Annotated in this window: 16 protein-coding genes and 1 pseudogene; 8 read left to right on the top strand and 9 right to left on the bottom strand. The window is 54.1% G+C overall.

Annotated features, from left to right (window positions below; genetic code table 11):
* Positions 1-20 precede the first annotated feature (20 nt).
* Positions 21-1,004: a hypothetical protein gene (locus JET16_RS09990; RefSeq protein ID WP_199615685.1), complete on the bottom strand. Its 984-nt coding sequence runs from the start codon at positions 1,002-1,004 to the stop codon at positions 21-23.
* A gap of 383 nt (positions 1,005-1,387) precedes the next feature.
* Positions 1,388-1,660 (bottom strand): hypothetical protein, encoded by a 273-nt coding sequence (locus JET16_RS09985; RefSeq protein WP_325176659.1) that lies wholly within the window; start codon positions 1,658-1,660, stop codon positions 1,388-1,390.
* A gap of 193 nt (positions 1,661-1,853) precedes the next feature.
* Between JET16_RS09985 and JET16_RS09980 the strand changes: the two genes are divergently transcribed.
* The 5 genes from JET16_RS09980 to JET16_RS09960 are packed head-to-tail and all read left to right on the top strand — an operon-like array spanning position 1,854 to position 8,051.
* Complete coding sequence (locus tag JET16_RS09980; protein WP_199615684.1) at positions 1,854-3,224, top strand: YheC/YheD family endospore coat-associated protein; 1,371 nt, start codon at positions 1,854-1,856, stop codon at positions 3,222-3,224.
* 23 nt (positions 3,225-3,247) lie between these two features.
* The gene (locus JET16_RS09975; RefSeq protein ID WP_199615683.1) at positions 3,248-4,378 is read left to right on the top strand and encodes a YheC/YheD family endospore coat-associated protein; all 1,131 of its coding nucleotides are present in this window, start codon (positions 3,248-3,250) and stop codon (positions 4,376-4,378) included.
* Positions 4,375-5,745, top strand: a complete 1,371-nt coding sequence (locus tag JET16_RS09970) for a YheC/YheD family endospore coat-associated protein (protein WP_199615682.1) — start codon at positions 4,375-4,377, stop codon at positions 5,743-5,745. Before JET16_RS09975 ends, JET16_RS09970 begins: the two co-directional genes overlap by 4 nt.
* Positions 5,746-6,939, top strand: coding sequence for a YheC/YheD family endospore coat-associated protein (locus tag JET16_RS09965; RefSeq protein WP_199615681.1), 1,194 nt, complete (start codon positions 5,746-5,748; stop codon positions 6,937-6,939).
* On the top strand, positions 6,939-8,051 hold the full coding sequence (locus tag JET16_RS09960; RefSeq protein ID WP_199615680.1) for a YheC/YheD family endospore coat-associated protein: 1,113 nt from the start codon (positions 6,939-6,941) through the stop codon (positions 8,049-8,051). The genes JET16_RS09965 and JET16_RS09960 overlap by 1 nt, the downstream gene beginning before the upstream one ends.
* Positions 8,052-8,064: 13 nt before the next feature.
* Here the strand turns inward: JET16_RS09960 and JET16_RS09955 are convergent, their stop codons facing one another.
* From JET16_RS09955 to moaA, 5 genes are read right to left on the bottom strand one after another with little or no spacing between them, the layout of a single operon-like run.
* Positions 8,065-8,766 carry an HAD family hydrolase gene (locus JET16_RS09955; protein WP_199615679.1) on the bottom strand — a complete coding sequence of 234 codons (702 nt, stop codon included), beginning with the start codon at positions 8,764-8,766 and terminating at the stop codon, positions 8,065-8,067.
* A gap of 17 nt (positions 8,767-8,783) precedes the next feature.
* Positions 8,784-9,809: a sporulation integral membrane protein YtvI gene (gene ytvI, locus JET16_RS09950; RefSeq protein ID WP_199615678.1), complete on the bottom strand. Its 1,026-nt coding sequence runs from the start codon at positions 9,807-9,809 to the stop codon at positions 8,784-8,786.
* Positions 9,810-9,821: 12 nt separating this feature from the next.
* Positions 9,822-10,919 carry a radical SAM/CxCxxxxC motif protein YfkAB gene (gene yfkAB / locus JET16_RS09945; protein WP_199615677.1) on the bottom strand — a complete coding sequence of 366 codons (1,098 nt, stop codon included), beginning with the start codon at positions 10,917-10,919 and terminating at the stop codon, positions 9,822-9,824.
* Positions 10,920-10,978: 59 nt separating this feature from the next.
* Positions 10,979-12,460 (bottom strand): bifunctional metallophosphatase/5'-nucleotidase, encoded by a 1,482-nt coding sequence (locus tag JET16_RS09940; RefSeq protein WP_199615676.1) that lies wholly within the window; start codon positions 12,458-12,460, stop codon positions 10,979-10,981.
* A 23-nt stretch (positions 12,461-12,483) separates the two neighbouring features.
* Positions 12,484-13,488, bottom strand: a complete 1,005-nt coding sequence (moaA, locus tag JET16_RS09935; protein WP_199615675.1) for a GTP 3',8-cyclase MoaA — start codon at positions 13,486-13,488, stop codon at positions 12,484-12,486.
* Positions 13,489-13,664: 176 nt separating this feature from the next.
* Between moaA and JET16_RS09930 the strand changes: the two are divergent.
* Positions 13,665-14,096 (top strand): annotated as a pseudogene (locus JET16_RS09930) (molybdenum cofactor biosynthesis protein MoaE); the annotation flags it as partial.
* A 56-nt stretch (positions 14,097-14,152) separates the two neighbouring features.
* Here JET16_RS09930 and JET16_RS09925 read toward each other — a convergent pair.
* Positions 14,153-15,328: a C40 family peptidase gene (locus tag JET16_RS09925; RefSeq protein WP_233531319.1), complete on the bottom strand. Its 1,176-nt coding sequence runs from the start codon at positions 15,326-15,328 to the stop codon at positions 14,153-14,155.
* A gap of 147 nt (positions 15,329-15,475) precedes the next feature.
* Here JET16_RS09925 and JET16_RS09920 point away from each other — a divergent pair, with 147 nt between their 5' ends.
* Together JET16_RS09920 and JET16_RS09915 are read left to right on the top strand one after the other, a co-directional pair.
* A complete protein-coding gene (locus JET16_RS09920; protein ID WP_199615674.1) occupies positions 15,476-15,730 on the top strand; it encodes a hypothetical protein in 255 nt (84 codons plus the stop codon).
* Between the two features lie 39 nt (positions 15,731-15,769).
* Entirely contained in the window at positions 15,770-16,138 is a 369-nt protein-coding gene (locus tag JET16_RS09915; protein ID WP_199615673.1) for a hypothetical protein, read from the top strand.
* A 114-nt stretch (positions 16,139-16,252) separates the two neighbouring features.
* Here JET16_RS09915 and sufB read toward each other — a convergent pair whose 3' ends face one another.
* On the bottom strand, positions 16,253-17,650 hold the full coding sequence (sufB, locus tag JET16_RS09910; RefSeq protein WP_199615672.1) for a Fe-S cluster assembly protein SufB: 1,398 nt from the start codon (positions 17,648-17,650) through the stop codon (positions 16,253-16,255).
* Positions 17,651-17,662 lie beyond the last annotated feature (12 nt).

Below are 17,662 nucleotides of genomic sequence, written 5' to 3'. Positions count from 1 at the left end.
ACATTCCGCACGTTTTTCTACTAATCTGCAAGCTCCTTCAAACTGTATGTCTTGAACACGCCGCCTTTTATAAGGAAATTGATTGTTTCCGTGCCGTCATAAGTGTGCGATACCGCTTTGTCACCGGTTAAAACCGTCTTGGCCCATGCGTATAAAAGCTTCTCTCGCTGCGACGGTTCGGCGGGCAGGAAATCCTTCTTCAGTTGGATCCCGAACGTATACTTATCTCTGTTTTCCTCGGCTATGAGAGGGTTTGTCTCCCCAATGCTGTACGGGTCGATCTCTTCGCCGTTTTTGTCAAAATATCCCACAGCGTAATCTATATCATCTTCTGTGATACCGTACTTCCCCGCCTCAACCAACTCTTGTAAAAATGCTTGCGAAAAAAAATACACCACAAAAACATCCGTATGCTGATGGAAGTACTCCCCTTTGAACGATTCGGTCATATTTCCTTCCTTATCGGGAGTGAATATAACGAGGGCATGGTCTTCATAGTCCTGGTCTATTTTGAGAGGCTTCGTGAATAATGTTTCTTCGATCACCACATGCTGCTTATCCATATATTTCGGTGTGTATGTGCTTATCAATCTTGTCCCTGTCTTTGACGGGAATTCGATCATGATATCTATGCTTGATTTGCTGTCGAACGAATACCGTTCGATAACTTTGCCGCCCAAGCGCTTCGCTTCGTGTCTCAACCATTCGTTGATAGACGGCAAATAGTCTTCCGTCTCGTATTCGTAAAGAATGTAACTGCTATCTTCGCCGGCGGCGTGTACGAGCTTCCTCTTCAGCCGGTAACTCTCCGGGATGATGAAATCGTGGAATGCGACGTCTTCAACCTCGGTATCCCCCTGAGCTGTACCGCTGTCGTTCACGTTGTCGACGTCGCCGGCCGAAATCGCTCGATGAAGGTCGCTGCCGCAGCCGGCTATTAACGCAAACAAACAAATCGAAATAAACAGCAGAAAATTTCTGCTCTTGATGCTGGTTGACGGCACGTCCGGTTGCTCCTTATTTTTAGATTTAAGTTATAGACGCGCTTCGGTGCGTGCCGGTTGCGGTCGTTTAACGCACAAGGTCAATTTCTGACCCTATTTATGTGAATAAGGTCCATATCTGACCCTGTCATCCGGTCTTCGGGGACGGATTGAAGTATTAAGGTCAGAAATTGCGCCTATTCCGCAGTATTGGCCAAAGAACAAGCTGTCGGATTGGAAATAAGGTCAAATATTGGCCCTACTTCTACGAATAAGCTCAATTTTTGACCTTACTGCCCATCTTCAGGCGCAAAAAACCTCCGGTTCACAACGAACCGGAGGTAACCGCTTCGCGCGGCAACGAACGCAGGCCGCGACAGCGCCGCAGGCAAGCCGCACACGCGTTACTGCCCGCGGCGGACGAGGGCGCGCTCGATCGCTTGTGCCAGTTGGCGCCGGCGAAACTTCTTCACGCGCGTAAGCTGTGCGTCCGTCTCTTCGTCCACGCGCAAAATCGAGTGGAGGTGCGCGGCAATGATGATCAGCGCGAACGCGATCCAGGTGACGCTAAAGATCGTCGGCAGCGTGAAGCCTTGTCCGGCATACAGACGCGGCACGGCATAAATGAGCATCCCCAACGCGGCGCTCATGTAAATAACATTCTTCGTGGCATTCACAGCGGCTCATCTCCTTCGTACGGGAATATATATTCCAACTTATGAGACGGGCCTCCGAAATATGAACTTTTCCGCGATTTTACGGGAGGATGTGCGAACGCCCAACTTTCTCAGCCATTCACCTAAGACTTTTCGCCCTCATATGATGTTGTAGTTCTTTGCGTCGACGCCTCGCGGTCGGAAGGAGACCGAAATGACAAACAGTAAGGTGATCGTTCACATCTTGCGCTCCGGTTTGTTCGGCGACGAACAGACGGTGTGCATAAGCGAAAGTTTGATCAAGAAATGGAATATTCCGCACAACCAGTCCGTAAATTTCCGATTCGGCGCCTTCAAGACTTATGTGCGGGTCATTCCGATAAACCGTTCCGGTCAACTCCGTATGAGCGAGTCCTTGGTCGAAAAGATGGGGGTCCGCCCCGGCGCGCCGCTGCGGGTCGCATACCGGCCGGGCAGCCAATCGATTCAGGTCGGCCCCCTGATCGGCGTAATCGTCTCCCGAGCCTTCCCCCAAGAACCGGACCGTCCGTTCGGGAATATTACGGCGTTTTGCCGCGAGCTGGTCGACGCTTCCTTGCAGCAAGGTGCTTTCGTTTATTTTTTCCCGCCGGGCGGTATCGGAACAAGTCATGGGACGGTGGAAGGATGGACGTATGCGGGCGGATGGAGAAAAGGTGTTTTTCCCGCGCCGGACGTGCTTCACAATCGATTGACGACCCGAAAGCTCGAAAATCATCCGAAGGTGCAAAAGTTTTTTAAAGAAACGAAATCGAGGTACGGCACAAGTATTTTCAATGAAAAATATCTGGACAAAACGGAAGTGTTCGCCGCATTGCGGAAAGATGCCTCTCTTCACGCGCTATTGCCGGAATCCCACCCGTATTCGGGCGTCGATACGCTTAAATCGATGTGCGCCAAATACCGCACCGTATTTCTGAAGCCGATACGGGGATCGTTGGGCAAAGGCATCATCCGCGTCACGAAAACCGAGACCGGGACTTTCGCTTGCCACTTCAGCGAACTGAACGGGACCCGTAAAGTGGTGTTCCCGTCGCTCGCGAAATTGCATTCTACGGTGGCCCCACGTCTCAAAATGCAGAAGTTCCAGATCCAACAAGGACTTACCATCGCTTACGTCGGGGGGAGGCCCGTGGATTTCCGGGCTCTCGTGCAAAAAGGGCTTTCCGGCGCATGGGACGTTACGTCGATCGTGGGCCGCATTGCGGGACCGAATCATTTCGTATCCAACTTGGCAAAGGGCGGCACTATTATCCAAGCCAAGCAGGCCATACTCAAATCCAACATTCCCTCCGGAAGGCGAACCGTCGCTCTTGCGGCGTTGCGTACGGCGGCGCTTACGATCGCCAAAGGCGTGGAATCGACGATCAACGCCCATTTCGGCGAACTCGGAGTCGACTTGGCGCTGGACCGTTCGGGTAAAGTGTGGCTGCTTGAAGTGAATTCCAAACCGTCCAAAAACGACAACACGCAGTTATCCGAAGGGAAGATCAGACCGTCGGTCAAGCTGCTTGTGCAATACGCTCGCCATCTGACAAAACTGTGACGACGGGTAAGGAGGCATTAGAAGTGCGTTCCATTAAGGAATCGAAAGGCTATGTCGGCATTTTGGTGCGCCGCACCGGGGGCGCCGTTCCGTTCGCGGAAAGTGCGTTCTTCCGACGGCTTTCGGTTGCCGGACGGCGCATCGGCATAAAAGTATATGTGTTTTCGCCCGATTGGATCGATTGGAAAAGCCGGACGGTCCGCGCATTCGCATATAACCACGTCAATAAAACATGGATTCGCCGAAGCTTCCCATTGCCGTCCGTTATTTACGACCGGGCTTTCTTCCGCACCCGTCAACAATATCTGTGGTACAAATCGCAAATTTCCAAATTGTTATCCATTCCGGGAGTTAAGCTGCTAAACCTCGGACTCACCGGCAAGTGGGATGTGTATCAAATGCTTAAAGACGATGAAAAGATAGCCGAGGCGCTCCCCCGAACCGAGTTGTACCGAAGCCATTCGACAGCATTGTCTTGGTTGAATGAGTATGGAGCGTTTGTGTTGAAGCCTCACGGCGGCACTCACGGCAAAGGAGTGATGAGGGTGTCCTGCGTTCGCCCGGGTTTGTTCGAGGTATGCGGACGGGACGGATTCAACCGGCAGTTCCGACGCCGGTTCATAAGAACCAAAGATTTGTTTCAATGGATCGCCCGCGTCACCAGAGGACGCACTTACTTGATCCAGCAGTATTTGCAGCTCGCGACCGATGGAGGCATACCGTTCGATGTCCGGGCGCTTGCGCAAAAATCGGGAGACGGGAGCTGGACCGTAACCGGTACGGCCGTTCGCTTCGGACCGCCGGGCAGCCTCACTTCCAATTTGCACGGCGGAGGAAGCGCAGGCGACGCCATACCGTTCCTGATCCGGGAGTACGGCGAGGAGAAGGCGGCATCGGTGCTTGAATCCATTCACGAACTGGCATTGGCCATCCCTCCGGTACTGGAACAAAGACACGGTCCGCTTGTGGAGCTCGGTATCGATTTCGGCATCGACCGGCTCGGTCGCGTCTGGGTGCTAGAAGCAAACTCCAAACCGGGACGTTCGTCATTCAGACGAATCGGCGACAAGAACGTGCGGGTCGCAGCTGTAACATCGCCGATCCGTTACGCGCGGTATGTATTGGACCGGCAACTGGGAGGACATAAAACATGAGTGTGACGTTAAGTAAAATCCATTGGACCCGGAAGACCGAGAAAACCGTGTATGTCACTTCCGCTCTTGCCAAGCAATTGAGATTGCGGGGAAGACGCACGGTTGACGTACGCCTCGGCGGCAAATCGGTTACGGCGCAATGGAAGCCGCTAAGGCGCAGCGGGAAACATATGTATTTGCCGTTGATCATCAAGGATGCGATCCGCGCGCCGAAAATCGGAAGCTTATATTTAGCTTCCAACGACAACGGGAACTCGGTCAGGTTGGGGCCGTTGATCGGCATTTTGACGAGCGGAGGGTTCGGCGGCAACCGGCCTTTCGGTACCCGGACCGGCTTGATTCGCGCATATTTGCAAGCAGGCAATAAGAAAGCTTACTATTTCGCTTTTACCCCGCGCGACATCAATTGGGATAATGAAACGGTTTTCGGTTATTTCATCAACCCGGAAGGGGGCTGGACACGGCGGACGGTGCCTCTTCCCGATGTCGTATACAACCGTCTTGCGAGCCGCAGCGCGGATGTATCCTCCTCCATGGAATCGTTGAAATCGAAGTTTCTCCGCCGGAACATTCCCGTTTTCAACTGGAGCTTCTTTAATAAATGGGACGTCTACAGGCTGTTGGAAGACGATGACGCGTACAAACACGTTCCGGAATCGGTCATAAATCCGACGCCGGAAAAGCTGCAGGAGATGCTGGAACGCCACCGGTTCATATATTTGAAACCGACGCACGGTTCGCTCGGCAAAGGCATTTACCGGATTACGTACGCTCCCAGCAAAGGGTATTTCGCGCGATTCAGACGCAACGGCGGCAACGTGCTGCTCCGGTACCAGAAGTATTCGGCTCTCGTCAAGATGCTCGGATTGCGCAGGGGGCGGCTGCGCAATTACGTCGCGCAGCAGGGCGTACGCCTCGTTGAAATCGACGACAGCCCGATCGATTTCCGCTTTCACCTCGTCCGCAACGGTTTGAACGATTGGATTGTAGCCGGGATCGGCGCGAAGAAAGCGGGCAAAGGAAGCGTGACGACTCATATTAAGAACGGAGGCACGCTAATGACTCCTGAGCAGGCGCTGTCCCGGGTGTTCGGCGGGAGAAGCGGCGAAGTGTTGGCGCGCATGAAAGGCGTTTCCATTAAACTGGCGGAAGCGATTCAGCGCAATTACCGCCATCATATCGGCGAATTGGGTTTCGATCTGGGGATCGACACGGATGAGCACGTCTGGATGTTCGAGGCAAATTCCAAGCCCGGACGTTCGATATTCAAACACCCGTCTCTTAAAGAAGAAGGGCGAGATACTTTACATTTGCTGTTTCAACACTGCCTGTACCTGGCGAAATTTCGCAAGAGGGGGAATTCTTAGATGAATCCTCTTACTGGCGAAACGAAAATGCCGGTCGTCGCCATCTTGACGTATCGCGACAAATCGAGGATATTCCGCGGAAATCGTGATAATTTCGCCGATTTGCTGCGCACCGCTTCCAAAGAAGGAGTGACGGCTTACATCGTCGCTCACGACGACCTTCGATTGGATAGCGATAAAATAAAGGGATACAAATACGTCGGCGGCAAAAAGAAGTGGGCGACCGGCGAATATCCGTTCCCGAACGTCGTTTACAACCGGATTCCGTACCGGAAGTTCGAACAGCAGCCGGAGGTGCAGCGGCTCATCCAAGATTGTCTCAAGCGTCCCGACATTCAATTCTTTAACCCGTCATTTTTCAGCAAGTGGAGTTTGTTCCAATGGCTTCACGGCAGCAAGTCGACCCGGCAGCACATTCCGGAAACGGAGAAGCTGTCCGGGATCGGCGGATTGACGCGAATGCTGCGCAAACACCGGGTTGTTTATTTAAAGCCGGTGAAGGGCAAAGCCGGCAAGGGCATCATGAAGATTCAAAGGCTGCACACGCGCAAGGGCGCGACGGAATACCGTCTGACCTACTATCAAAGCGGAGAGAACACGGTATCGGACAGATACGCCAACATCAGCCGGTTATACGACGCGGTAACCCATCACATCAACGGGAAAGAATATATCGCCCAGCAAGGCATTGATTTAGTCAGTTCAGGAGGGCGCCCGTTCGATCTGCGCGCCCTCGTTCAAAAAAATTCAAAAGGCGTATGGAAAATTTCCGGGGTCGGAGCAAGAGTCGCAGGCGCTTCAAGCATCACGACGCACGTTCCGCGCGGCGGATCGATCGACAACCCCGAAAAGCTGTTGACCGGAGTGTTCGGCGCTTCAACAAGCAAGCGGATATTGAAGAAAGCGAAGGCGACCGCGCTGATGCTTGCTTCCCAGATCGAGAAGGGATCCGGACATCTTCTGGGTGAAATGTCGATGGACATAGGGGTGGATACTTCGGGGAAGCTGTGGTTTTTCGAGGCGAACTCCAAACCGATGAAATTCGACGAACCGCATATACGAAAGCTGTCGCTTCGCCGTCTTGTCCACTACTGGAAATACCTCGTGCATCAGCCAAGCTCCCGGGCGGACGTCCAATCGCAGTTTCCGTTTCAAGGACACTCCCACTTACGATCCAAGGGGAGGAATGGTTGATGTCGCAAATGACGCTCGGCGTCATGGCATTGTATTTAAACGGAAACCGAATCGAGGAGCGGGCGTTCTTCAGCAGGCTGTTGAGCGAAGCCAAGAAGATGGACATCGATGCCTATGTCTTCACTCCGGAAGACGTGAACGGGGCGGGAACCCGCATTTACGCTCATGTCTACGACACGAAACGGTCCGTTTGGACCCGAAGCTGGAGAGAGTTTCCCGACGTCGTGTTCGACCGCTGCCGGTACCAAAATACGCCGCGATTTAAGAAGCTTAGAGAATTTCGCGCGAAATACGGAAATCTGCTGTACATGAACCGCCCGCTTGCGAACAAGTGGGCGATTCATCAGCTTCTTTGGAAAGATGAAGCGATTCGCAAGTCTTTGCCGGTCACAGCCGCATATCGCGAGCAAGAGCTCGCCAAGTTTACCCGGACGCACCCGGTCGTGTTCGTGAAGCCGATCAACGGAACCGGCGGCCGGGGCGTCATCTGTATTAAACGGTTGGGCAAAGACATGTACTCGCTTCGGGGACGCGACAAAAGTAGGCGCATACTTCCGACGCGCCGGACATCTCTCTCCGGAGTGCAGGCCGCATTAAGACGATTGGGGTTGACGAACGGCTGCTTGATGCAGCAAGGCATCGACTTGACGCTGCCCAGCGGGAGGGTGCATGATTACCGGCTGCTGATGCAAAAAAACGGCGACGGCGCTTGGGAAGCGAGCGGATGCGCCGGCCGGATCGGAGCCGCCAGGAGCGTAACATCCAATTTGCATGGGGGCGGGAAAGCCGTAAGGGTGCAGCGTCTTCTTCGCGTAACGTTCCCTGACGCGAAAAGAGCGGCGGAGGTTGAGTCGGAAGTGCATTCGTTGGGAATGCGCGTCGTCAAACGGCTGGAGAGCCATTTTAAAGAGATGTGCGAACTGGCGCTGGACGTGGCGGTCGACCGGAACGGCCGCGCCTGGTTATTGGAAGTAAATCCGAAACCCGCCCGGGAAGTTTTTCGCATGATCGGCGAGAGGGAAACGTACCGAAAGGCGATCGTCCGCCCTCTGGAATACGCTCTCTATTTGTATCAGTCGTCTAAGAAGAAACAAAAAGAAGAAGAGGCGTAACCGTGCCGCCGGTTTACGCCCCTTCTTCTTCAATTTTAAGCAAAGCCAGCAATTCCGGAAACGTACGAATACGGATGTCGGCGCCGTCGAGCTCCGATGCCGAGACGCCGAATTCGGCATAGTCGCAGCCGATTACGGTAAGTCCGTTCCCCGCTCCGGCCTCCACGTCCGAGGAGCGGTCGCCTACCATCCACGCGGACGAAACCCCGTTGTGACGAAGCAGCAGTCTCACGAGATCGACCTTGGTGGCGGTTTTGTACTCGCCGGCGGAATACAGCCCTTCGAACAACGATGCAATGCCTTTCGCTTCCGCTACGCCTTTCACATACGCTTCCAACCCGTTGCTTGCGACGAAGAGGCGGTATCCGTGACCGCGCAGCTTCTCGAGCGTCTCCTTAACCCCCGGGTACAATTCGCCTATACCTTCTTGCAGCCCGAGCATCTGCTCCTCCAGCAGCAGGACGTCCGCACGGCGATGTACGGCTTCGTCGTGCTCCGGAAGCACTCTCTTCCAAATATCATTCAACAGCATGCCGAGAGCGCCGAGAATCGCTTGCTCCGGCGGCGTTTCCCCTTCGTACAAGCCTTCATCCCTCAACCGCCGGAACATCCGCTCATAAGCCGGAAGCAGCAGCTTCTCCGTACGGAACAACGTTCCGTCCATATCGAAAATGAGCGCTTCGGGCTTCCTAACCGCATCTGTATTTTTCTCCATGCTCCACCCCTGTGTTTTCATTCAAGTCGTATTTTTATCTTCAGCAATCCGACTTTTACCATCGCTTGATAAATGATGACGACAATCGGGCCGAGGATGAGGCCGATCGCGCCTACCAGTTCGAATCCGACGTACAGGCTGATAAGCGAAGGGAGCGCTCCGATGCCGATTTGCTCTCCGAGAATTTTCGGTTCTACGATGCGGCGGAATACCGTGATGAGGAGAAACAAGATCAGCAGCCCGAACGCAAGATGCGTATCGCCTGTTATATACGAGTAAGTCGCCCATGGCACAAGAACGGAACCGGTTCCGAGCACGGGCAAAATATCGACGACAATGATGAGGAACGAAATAGCCAAGACGAAGCGGACGTCCAATATGAGCAGCCCGGTGAAGGTGATCAGGAACGTGAGCGCGCTCAAGATCGCCTGCGCCCGGATAAATCCGAAGACTGCGCCTCTCAAATCAAGGAGCACTTTCTCCACTTTCCCGCGCGACTTTTCCTCAAAGAACGTCAGAAAGGAGTTTTTGATCGTATTCAAGCTGTAACTGAACAAGTACAACGCTACAAAGAAGACAAGCGACACGATTAGCAGACTGGGCAGCGCTGTTAACGCGCCCACAGTGAGTCCGGAAATTTGCCTTGTCAAACCTGAAAGAGATTGAATGCCATTCATGATGTAGTTTTTGATGTTGTACGCGACATCCGGCGGCAAGTTCGCCAGCACCGCGTCCAAACGATCCAGCGTGTCAGCGACGAGCCGGTTCAACTCGGCGAAATTAAGATTGCGCAGCAACGTTACAAGCTCGGAAAATATTTTCAGCAAAAGCAAATACAGCAATCCGAGCAGCACCGCGACGAACAAAGTGCAGGAAATCGTGGCGGCGACGAACCGGTTCAGCTTCAGGTACCGTACCATTAGCCCGTTCAACGGTTCCAAGAAGATTGCGAATAGAAGCGCAAGCAGAAACGGCGCCCCGATTGTAAACAGCGCGTATAGGAAGATGAGTCCAAATACGATGATCAGCGCATTTCTAAGCATGAAACACCTCGGTTATCCGTTTATGGCACTTCTATTCGTGAAATCCACATCTTTATAGTACATGTCGGCTACCAATAAATTCGGACCGCAACATGCGGCTTCAGGGCAATAGCAGTTCACCTTGCGCTGAAGTTCGGCCGACGACCATTTCTCAAACAAATCGTTCAGTTTGCAGTCCCGGATGTTGCCGACAGGGGGCACATCCGAGAAGTCCGTAACATATACGTCGCCTGTGAAAGTGTTCACGTTCAAGCGGTTTCTGCCGTCAGGGTCGTTGCGAACCGTTACGTTCCGCTCGTTCCTCAGCCGGCGGACAAGCTGCCGGTCCTCGAACTGTACGCTGCAAGAGAAGAAAGGGAGCGTGCCGAACAGCATCCATACGTCCGGAACGCGCGCGTCAAGCAAATCGGCGATGGATTTCCTTAGCGATTCCAGCGGCAGTTTAGGCAAGTGGGCGGCGAATGCGCTCGGATACATCGGATGCACCTCGTGCCGCTTGCATCCCATCTCTACAATGGTTTTATGGATGTCGGCGATCCGGCGGTGCGTGCGGTAATTAATCATCGATTCGGCCGACACGAACGCCCCGGCGTCCGCCAGTTTCTTCGCATTCGTGATCATCCGCTCGTACAAACGGGCTGTGGTGCCGCGGCCGGTTTTCCTTGCGGCTTGTGCAAAGCCGATCTCATGAAAGTCGTCCGGACCCGTGTAATTGAAAGATATATGAAACACATCGACAACCGGAGCCAGCACCTCGTAACGGTCGAAATCCAGCGTCAAATTCGTATTGATCTGCGTCCTGACGCCGCGCCGTTTCGCATATTCCAAGAGCGGAACCACATAGCCGCGCAGCGATTCAAGATCGTAAGAGGGCTCCCCGCCCGTAACGCTGACCGTCTGCAGATTATCGATTTCGTCCAAACGTTCTATCACCAGCGGCAGCGGCACACGAGGCCCTTCTTTCAGTACGAGCGCGTCACCTACCGCGCAGTGCTCGCACCGCATGTTGCATAACTGTGTGACCGTAAACTCAACGCTCGTCAATACGTGGCGCCCGTACCGCATTCTAGAATGAATCGGATCCCACGGATCCAATGCGTAGTCTTTCATAACCCACCTCTACGCTTATTGTAACGTAATGAATGGCAAAACGAAAACTATTATCGCCGTTAAGCAAATGAATGATAATTTCCGGCTATCCAGCGGGGGATGCCAGCCTCATTAAGTTGTTCCGGGCTTAAGGAACGGATCCGGTCCGCCAAACAATCGCGAATAAATTCGGGCAAATGGTAGGTGATCCCGACGCCCGACGCGAGCGTCGGATAGCCGATCCGGAACGTAAACATATCGAGCGTTGCGAGCAAGTATTCGCGTTCGGGCTGCAGCGGATAATCGCCTACGAACGCCCGCTGCAGCTTTCGTCCTTCAGGAGCTGCCGGGTCATATTCGACGCGAATTCCGTCAAGGCACAACGTTCCGAGCGCCTTTCCGCGAAACCCGAAGCCGCGGATCGGCATATGAATGCGGTCGTCGAGCAGCGCTTCTTCCAGCGCTTGCAGCAAATATTCCCCGCGCAGCCGCATCGTGCACGGGTTGATCGGCGACGGGCACACGGCCAGCAGCCGTTCGGCGGTAACGGGGCCGGCTTCCAGCCCGTCGAGCAATTGGCCGGCGTTGACTACGCCGACCTCGGCTTTGTACCGCCGCCGCAAATCGGCGGCGAGCAAGTTCCCGAGCGGCGACTCCCGCTCGAGACTCGCGCGCAGCGGGACGTCGAGCGTTGCGACGACCCGCTGCAACGCGGCGCGCGCATCCTCCGCGCGCCGTTCTATGAGCGCCTCCAGTTCGGCGCTCGCTGCCGTGCGGGACATGTCGGCCGCATGTCCCTTAATAGAGACCGGACGGCGCGTCGCACGATCCACCGTAATCTCCGCGACCCCTGCATGGGTGCCGAATTTGCCGGCCGCTCCGATATGCGAGCCGCCGACAACCAGCGTCTCCTCAAGCAAATGATGCGTGTGCCCCCCGAGGATCAAATCGATCCCCGGCACTTCTTCCGCCAATCGCTTGTCCAGAGGCAGGCCAAGATGGCTCAGGGCAATGATCATGTCAGCCTTCTCCTCATTGCGCAAAGCTTGAACCCATGCGCGCGCGCAATCGATCGGATCTTCCGCCTTCCATCCGAGTTCCCGGTAGAAATCGTTGAAGGGGGCGGTCAAGCCGATAACGGCGATCCGCACCCCCTCACATTCGTGCATCAAAAACGGTCGTAACCATTCCGGCCGGATCAGCCGCTCATCGCCGCCGCCGGACAGCAGCGACATATTCGTGCCGATCACCGCAAACCGCGCCCGTTCCCCGAACGCTCTGTCCAACATGTCCTTGGTGAACGTCAAGCCTTCATTATTTCCGAGCACGCATGCGTCGTAACCCGTCGCATTCATCACGTCAATATTCGCCAGCCCGAACGTTCCTTCCGTCTCCGGCCGCATTCGATCCATATGATCTCCTATATCGAACTTCAGCAAGCGCCCGGGCGGAATGCGCCGCTGCCACGCTTCAAAGAACGTCCGAATGCTAGGCATGGCTTCGAAAGTGCTGTGAAGATCGTTCGTGTGCAGAACGACAAACGTTATCTTTTCGTCAGACATACCCGACCCCGCCACCGCCTCAGTTATCCCCCGATTTGCGACATGCGCCGGTTCGTCGGCACATGCGTCTGGACTTCTCCGGACAGCTTTGACGCCATCTCGTGGTTGAGAGGCTTTATAGCCATCGCTTTATAAAATATGTCGGTCAGCGCCTCTTCGTCGCCGACATACGGTTTCAAGTACAATTCGTCGACCCAATACAGACATGGTTTCAGATAACCGTCCGCGGTCAGCCTCAGCCTGTTGCAATTTTCACAGAAGCGGTCGCTGATCGGATGAATGAGTCCGAAGGAGCCGGCAGCGCCTTCAAAGCGCCAATCCTCCGAGGGGCCGTTCCCTTTCACATCGGGTATGCGTTCGAACGCCCACGGCATGCCTCCGGCAACCTCCAGCACTTTCGTAAGCGGCAAATACAAGCTCCGCCATCCCTCGTCAGCATGGCCGATCGGCATATATTCTATGAAACGGACGTGCAGCGGCTTCTCATGCGACATCCGTAAAAAATCGGCGATTTCGCTCTCGTTGATGCCCTTTAACAGCACGCAGTTCAGCTTGATCGGCGAAAACCCGGCCTCCGCCGCCGCGCGAATGCCTTCGGTCACTTTCGCGAGGTCGCCTCGGCGGGCGATCATGACGAATTTGGCCGGATCGAGCGTATCAAGAGAAATGTTGACGCGTCTTAAACCGGCCTTCTTTAAGGCTTCCGCTTTCGAGGCCAGCAGCAGGCCGTTCGTTGTAAGGGAAACGTCCTCGATCCCCGGCGCGGAAGCGACCGCTTCTACAATTTCTACAATATCTTTGCGCACGAGCGGTTCGCCGCCCGTGATTCGTATTTTGCGGATGCCGAGCTTGGCCGCGGCGGCGACGATGGATCTCATCTCGTCCGCCGTCAACAAACGGCTCTTCTCCATAAACTCCAAGCCTTCTTCAGGCATGCAGTAGAGGCAGCGCAAATTGCATTGATCCGTAACGGAAATACGCAAGTAATCGTGCACCCGGCCGAATCGGTCGGTGAGCGGCAACGGCATGGCTGACCCCTCCTATCTTTGCAGCGTTATTCCCATCAGTGTACCACATTTCAGGCAACGAATGTAGGAACAATCATGCGCTTCTTGGATCTAATATGGTATGCTTTCGTACATGGCAAACTTTTTTTGAAACGGGGAGACCAGAAGTGGAATCGAAACGCGATACGGGGAACGGCATGTATACTATCACAACCGGGAAAATCGATATAGAACAAGTGACCGCCAAGACGATCCGCCCGGAGCACGGTGCGACGCTCGCTTTTATCGGTACGACGCGGGAATGGACGCACGGGAAACGAACCGTGCTGCTTGAATATGAAGCATATGAGCCGATGGCGCTCAAGGCGATGGAGCAAATCGGCAACGAAATCGCCCAGAAGTGGGAGGGGGCGCGCTGCGCCATCACTCATCGAATCGGAAGGGTGAATGTCGAGGAAGCGAGCGTCGTCATCTCCGTGTCCGCGCCTCACAGGGAAACCTGCTATGAAGCGAGCAGGTACGCGATCGAGCGGCTCAAGCAAATCGTGCCGATCTGGAAGAAAGAGGTGTGGGAGGACGGATCCGAATGGAAAGGCGCGCAAACCGGCCCATGGAACCCACTTGAATAAGTCGGCTAACGGAGAGAAAGCCTTCAACCGCAATCGGTTGAAGGCTTTCTCCGCCGTCAATATGCAACTCGTTTTGCCCGGAGGAACGTTCTTTTCCAGTAGGCGCTATTGATGTTATGGATTTGAACTCCGTTCTTCGGTCCCGTATTCGCGTCGATCATTCTTCCGTTGCCCATATATATCCCCACGTGACCCGCGGTTTTATTCGACTTGAACCGTCCCGGCACATAGAAAAACAACAAATCGCCTCTGCGCAAACTTTTTCGCGACACCGTATTCCCTACTCTGATTTGTTGTCTTGCCGTGCGGGGAAGACTGACTCCATACTTTGCGAATACATACCGCGTATATGACGAACAGTCAAACCGGTTCGTTCTTGGGTAAGGACCTGCGCCGAACCGGTACTTAACGCCCAAATACCTCTTAGCCGTGCGAATCAAGCTGTTCATATTGATGTTTTTTAGAGCAGGCACGGCTTCTCCCGGCGGCAATTCGGATTCGTTGAGGAATACGCCCTCCGCATCTTCGTCGCCCTTGAAAGGATCGCTGGGATCGTCAGCGAAATCAAGCCCGTCATCAACGGTTTGACCTTGGGCATCTTCAGTGCCGCCTGCATCCGCACCGTCGGAAGGGTAGACAACGAGACCTTCCGGAGTAACGTCGAACACCATCTCTTCTTGGAACAAATCGATGACCGCCGATTTCGGGATCATCAATTTGCCTTCGACCATCTTCGGAGGCGCGGAGAGCGTAACTGGAGCGCCTGCAAGCTCGGCCTCCTTGGAGTTTGCGCGAAGCCGCAAAAACACGTCGGTGTCGCCTACTTGCATTTCATTCGTGTCGGCGTCAAACTGCGAGTTCTTATATTCGAGCAATTGCACAAGAGCTTCGGCAGCAATATACTGGCCGTCTTCCATATTGAAATAAGGAATGACGGTTCCCTGCTGCTGCATTCGCATCCCGGTTCCGCCGCCGTCCGGCGACGCTTGATTTAACGGACGGACCGATTGCCGCGGGTAGGGAGAACGCAAGCCGTTGCCCGGAAGCATGTCCCTATCCGGATTGTTGGCGCGGGTGTTCGGATCATATACGCCTTGTCCGGTGATTCCGCCCGCCATTTGACCCGATTGGGTTGCATCGTCGCGGTTGTTCGCGGTATTGCCTCCGGCGCACGAAGTCACGAATACGGCGGCAGCAAGAACGATTAATAACGATTTCGATATGCGGAACATGATTGATTGCCCCAGCTCCTTTTCATGAGTTGACGGGATTAGGTTTTGGAGCCGGAGGGGAAAATATGCAAGGGGAAAGGCAAGCGCAAACAACGTCCGTGTGGTAAAATGTACCTGTTTGCAACGTATGGAAGGAGAATGTCCGTCATGGAGCGGGTTCATCAATCTGCTGCGGCTTGGGGGCTCGGTCTCGCCGCATGTCTGTGCAATCTTCTGATTTTGTTTTTACCCGTCGGGCTCGTGCTCGGTCTCATCGCGTTCATTATCGGCGCGGTTCATTCCGGCCGCCGGCGCGGTTCCGGGAACGCCGGCATGCTGCTCGGCGGATTGTCGCTGCTCATCGCGGTCATTTGGGCGGCCACGGTCGGCGCAGTCTTTTGGTTCGATCCGACATTGTTATGACTCGAAAAATGGTCCTAATGTTAATTATGGCGTGCAGCGTTGGCAAAAGTTCCAAACGACATAAGGGAGGCTGTTGTAAAGGACTTTGAGAACTATAAGCAATCGGTGGGAGCGGAAAAACAAAATTTCGGGCTTGACGCCGGCGATGATGTAAGAAAAAATCAAACCTTGCAAGCCGACAAAGGTGTTAAACAGGGATTACAAGAGCTTGCCAATAAATATGAGAAATTTAAAGAAAAACATGGTCATGCTTCACCTGGCAGCGGAGGAGGATCAGCAAGTGTAAATGCGAGTATGGGTGGGTTGGCGCTCGCAGGTAATACACAATTAATCCTTGCAATACTTGTTATTTTAGCAATGTGCGGGGGCCTGTTCTTTATGATGAAGAGAGCCCGGAAAAGCCGGTAATTGTTCAATACCAACGCACACGTTGCAGCAGAATTTTTTTAAATTATAACGTTAAAAAATACGTGTCCGAGCGGCAAGAAGCCGCTGCGGACACGTATTTTTGTTCAACAAGCGTTAACCGATCGAGCCTTCCATCTCGAACTTGATGAGACGGTTCATCTCGACCGCGTATTCCATCGGCAGCTCTTTCGTGAACGGCTCGATGAAGCCCATTACGATCATTTGCGTCGCTTCGGCTTCCGACAATCCGCGGCTCATGAGGTAGAACAATTGGTCCTCAGACACCTTGGATACGGTAGCTTCGTGCTCGAGCGTAATGTTGTCGTTTAAGATTTCATTGTAAGGAATCGTATCCGACGTCGACTGATTATCCATGATCAGCGTGTCGCACTTGATGTTCGCCTTCGACCCTTGGGAATTTCGCCCGAAGGAAGCCAACCCGCGGTACGTAACCTTCCCGCCGTGCTTCGAGATCGACTTGGAAACGATGGTGGACGTCGTCTCGGGCGCGAGGTGGATCATCTTCGCTCCGGCGTCCTGGTGCTGGCCTTTGCCCGCCACCGCGATGGAGAGGACCATGCCTTTCGCGCCGCGGCCCTTGAGCACGACCGCCGGATACTTCATCGTCAACTTCGAGCCGATGTTTCCGTCGACCCATTCCATTGTGGCGTTCTCTTCTGCAACCGCGCGCTTCGTGACGAGGTTGAAGATGTTCGGAGCCCAATTTTGGATCGTCGTATATCGGCAGCGGGAATCCTTCAAGCAGAGGATTTCCACGACCGCGCTGTGCAGAGAGTTGGTGCTGTAGATCGGCGCCGTGCAGCCTTCGACGTAATGGACGAACGCACCTTCGTCGACGATGATGAGCGTGCGCTCGAACTGACCCATGTTTTCCGAGTTGATGCGGAAGTAAGCCTGCAGCGGAATTTCGCACTTGACGCCCTTCGGCACGTAGATGAAGCTGCCGCCGGACCATACGGCGCTGTTCAATGCCGCAAACTTATTGTCGGCAGGAGGGACGACGGTGCCGAAATATTTCTTGAACAGCTCCGGATGCTCGCGCAGCGCGGAATCCGTGTCCATGAAGATAACGCCTTGATCTTCGAGTTCCTTCTGCATGCTGTGGTAGACGACTTCGGATTCATACTGAGCCGAGACGCCGGCCAGAAATTTCTGTTCCGCTTCCGGAATGCCGAGCTTGTCGAACGTTTCCTTAATTTCCGTGGGAACCTCTTCCCAAGTCTTGCCCTGCTTCTCGGACGGCTTCACATAGTACTGGATGTCGTCGAAATCGAGCTCGTCAAGATTTCCGCCCCAACGCGGCATAGCCATCTTGTTGAATTGCTCGAGCGACTTCAAACGAAACTCCAACATCCATTCCGGTTCGTTCTTCATCTTGGAGATGCTTCGAACAATTTCCGGATTCAAACCTTTGCCTGATTGAAACACCGCTTTATGCTCGTCGCGAAAACCATATTTGTACTCGCCTATTTCCGGCATTTGCTTCGCCATTACCATTCAACC

It is taken from the genome of Paenibacillus alkalitolerans, from assembly GCF_016482785.1.
In the GTDB taxonomy this organism is placed as follows: domain Bacteria; phylum Bacillota; class Bacilli; order Paenibacillales; family YIM-B00363; genus Paenibacillus_AE; species Paenibacillus_AE alkalitolerans.
The sequence above is the reverse complement of the archived record's forward strand: the minus strand, read 5'-3'. Positions and strand labels throughout refer to the sequence as shown.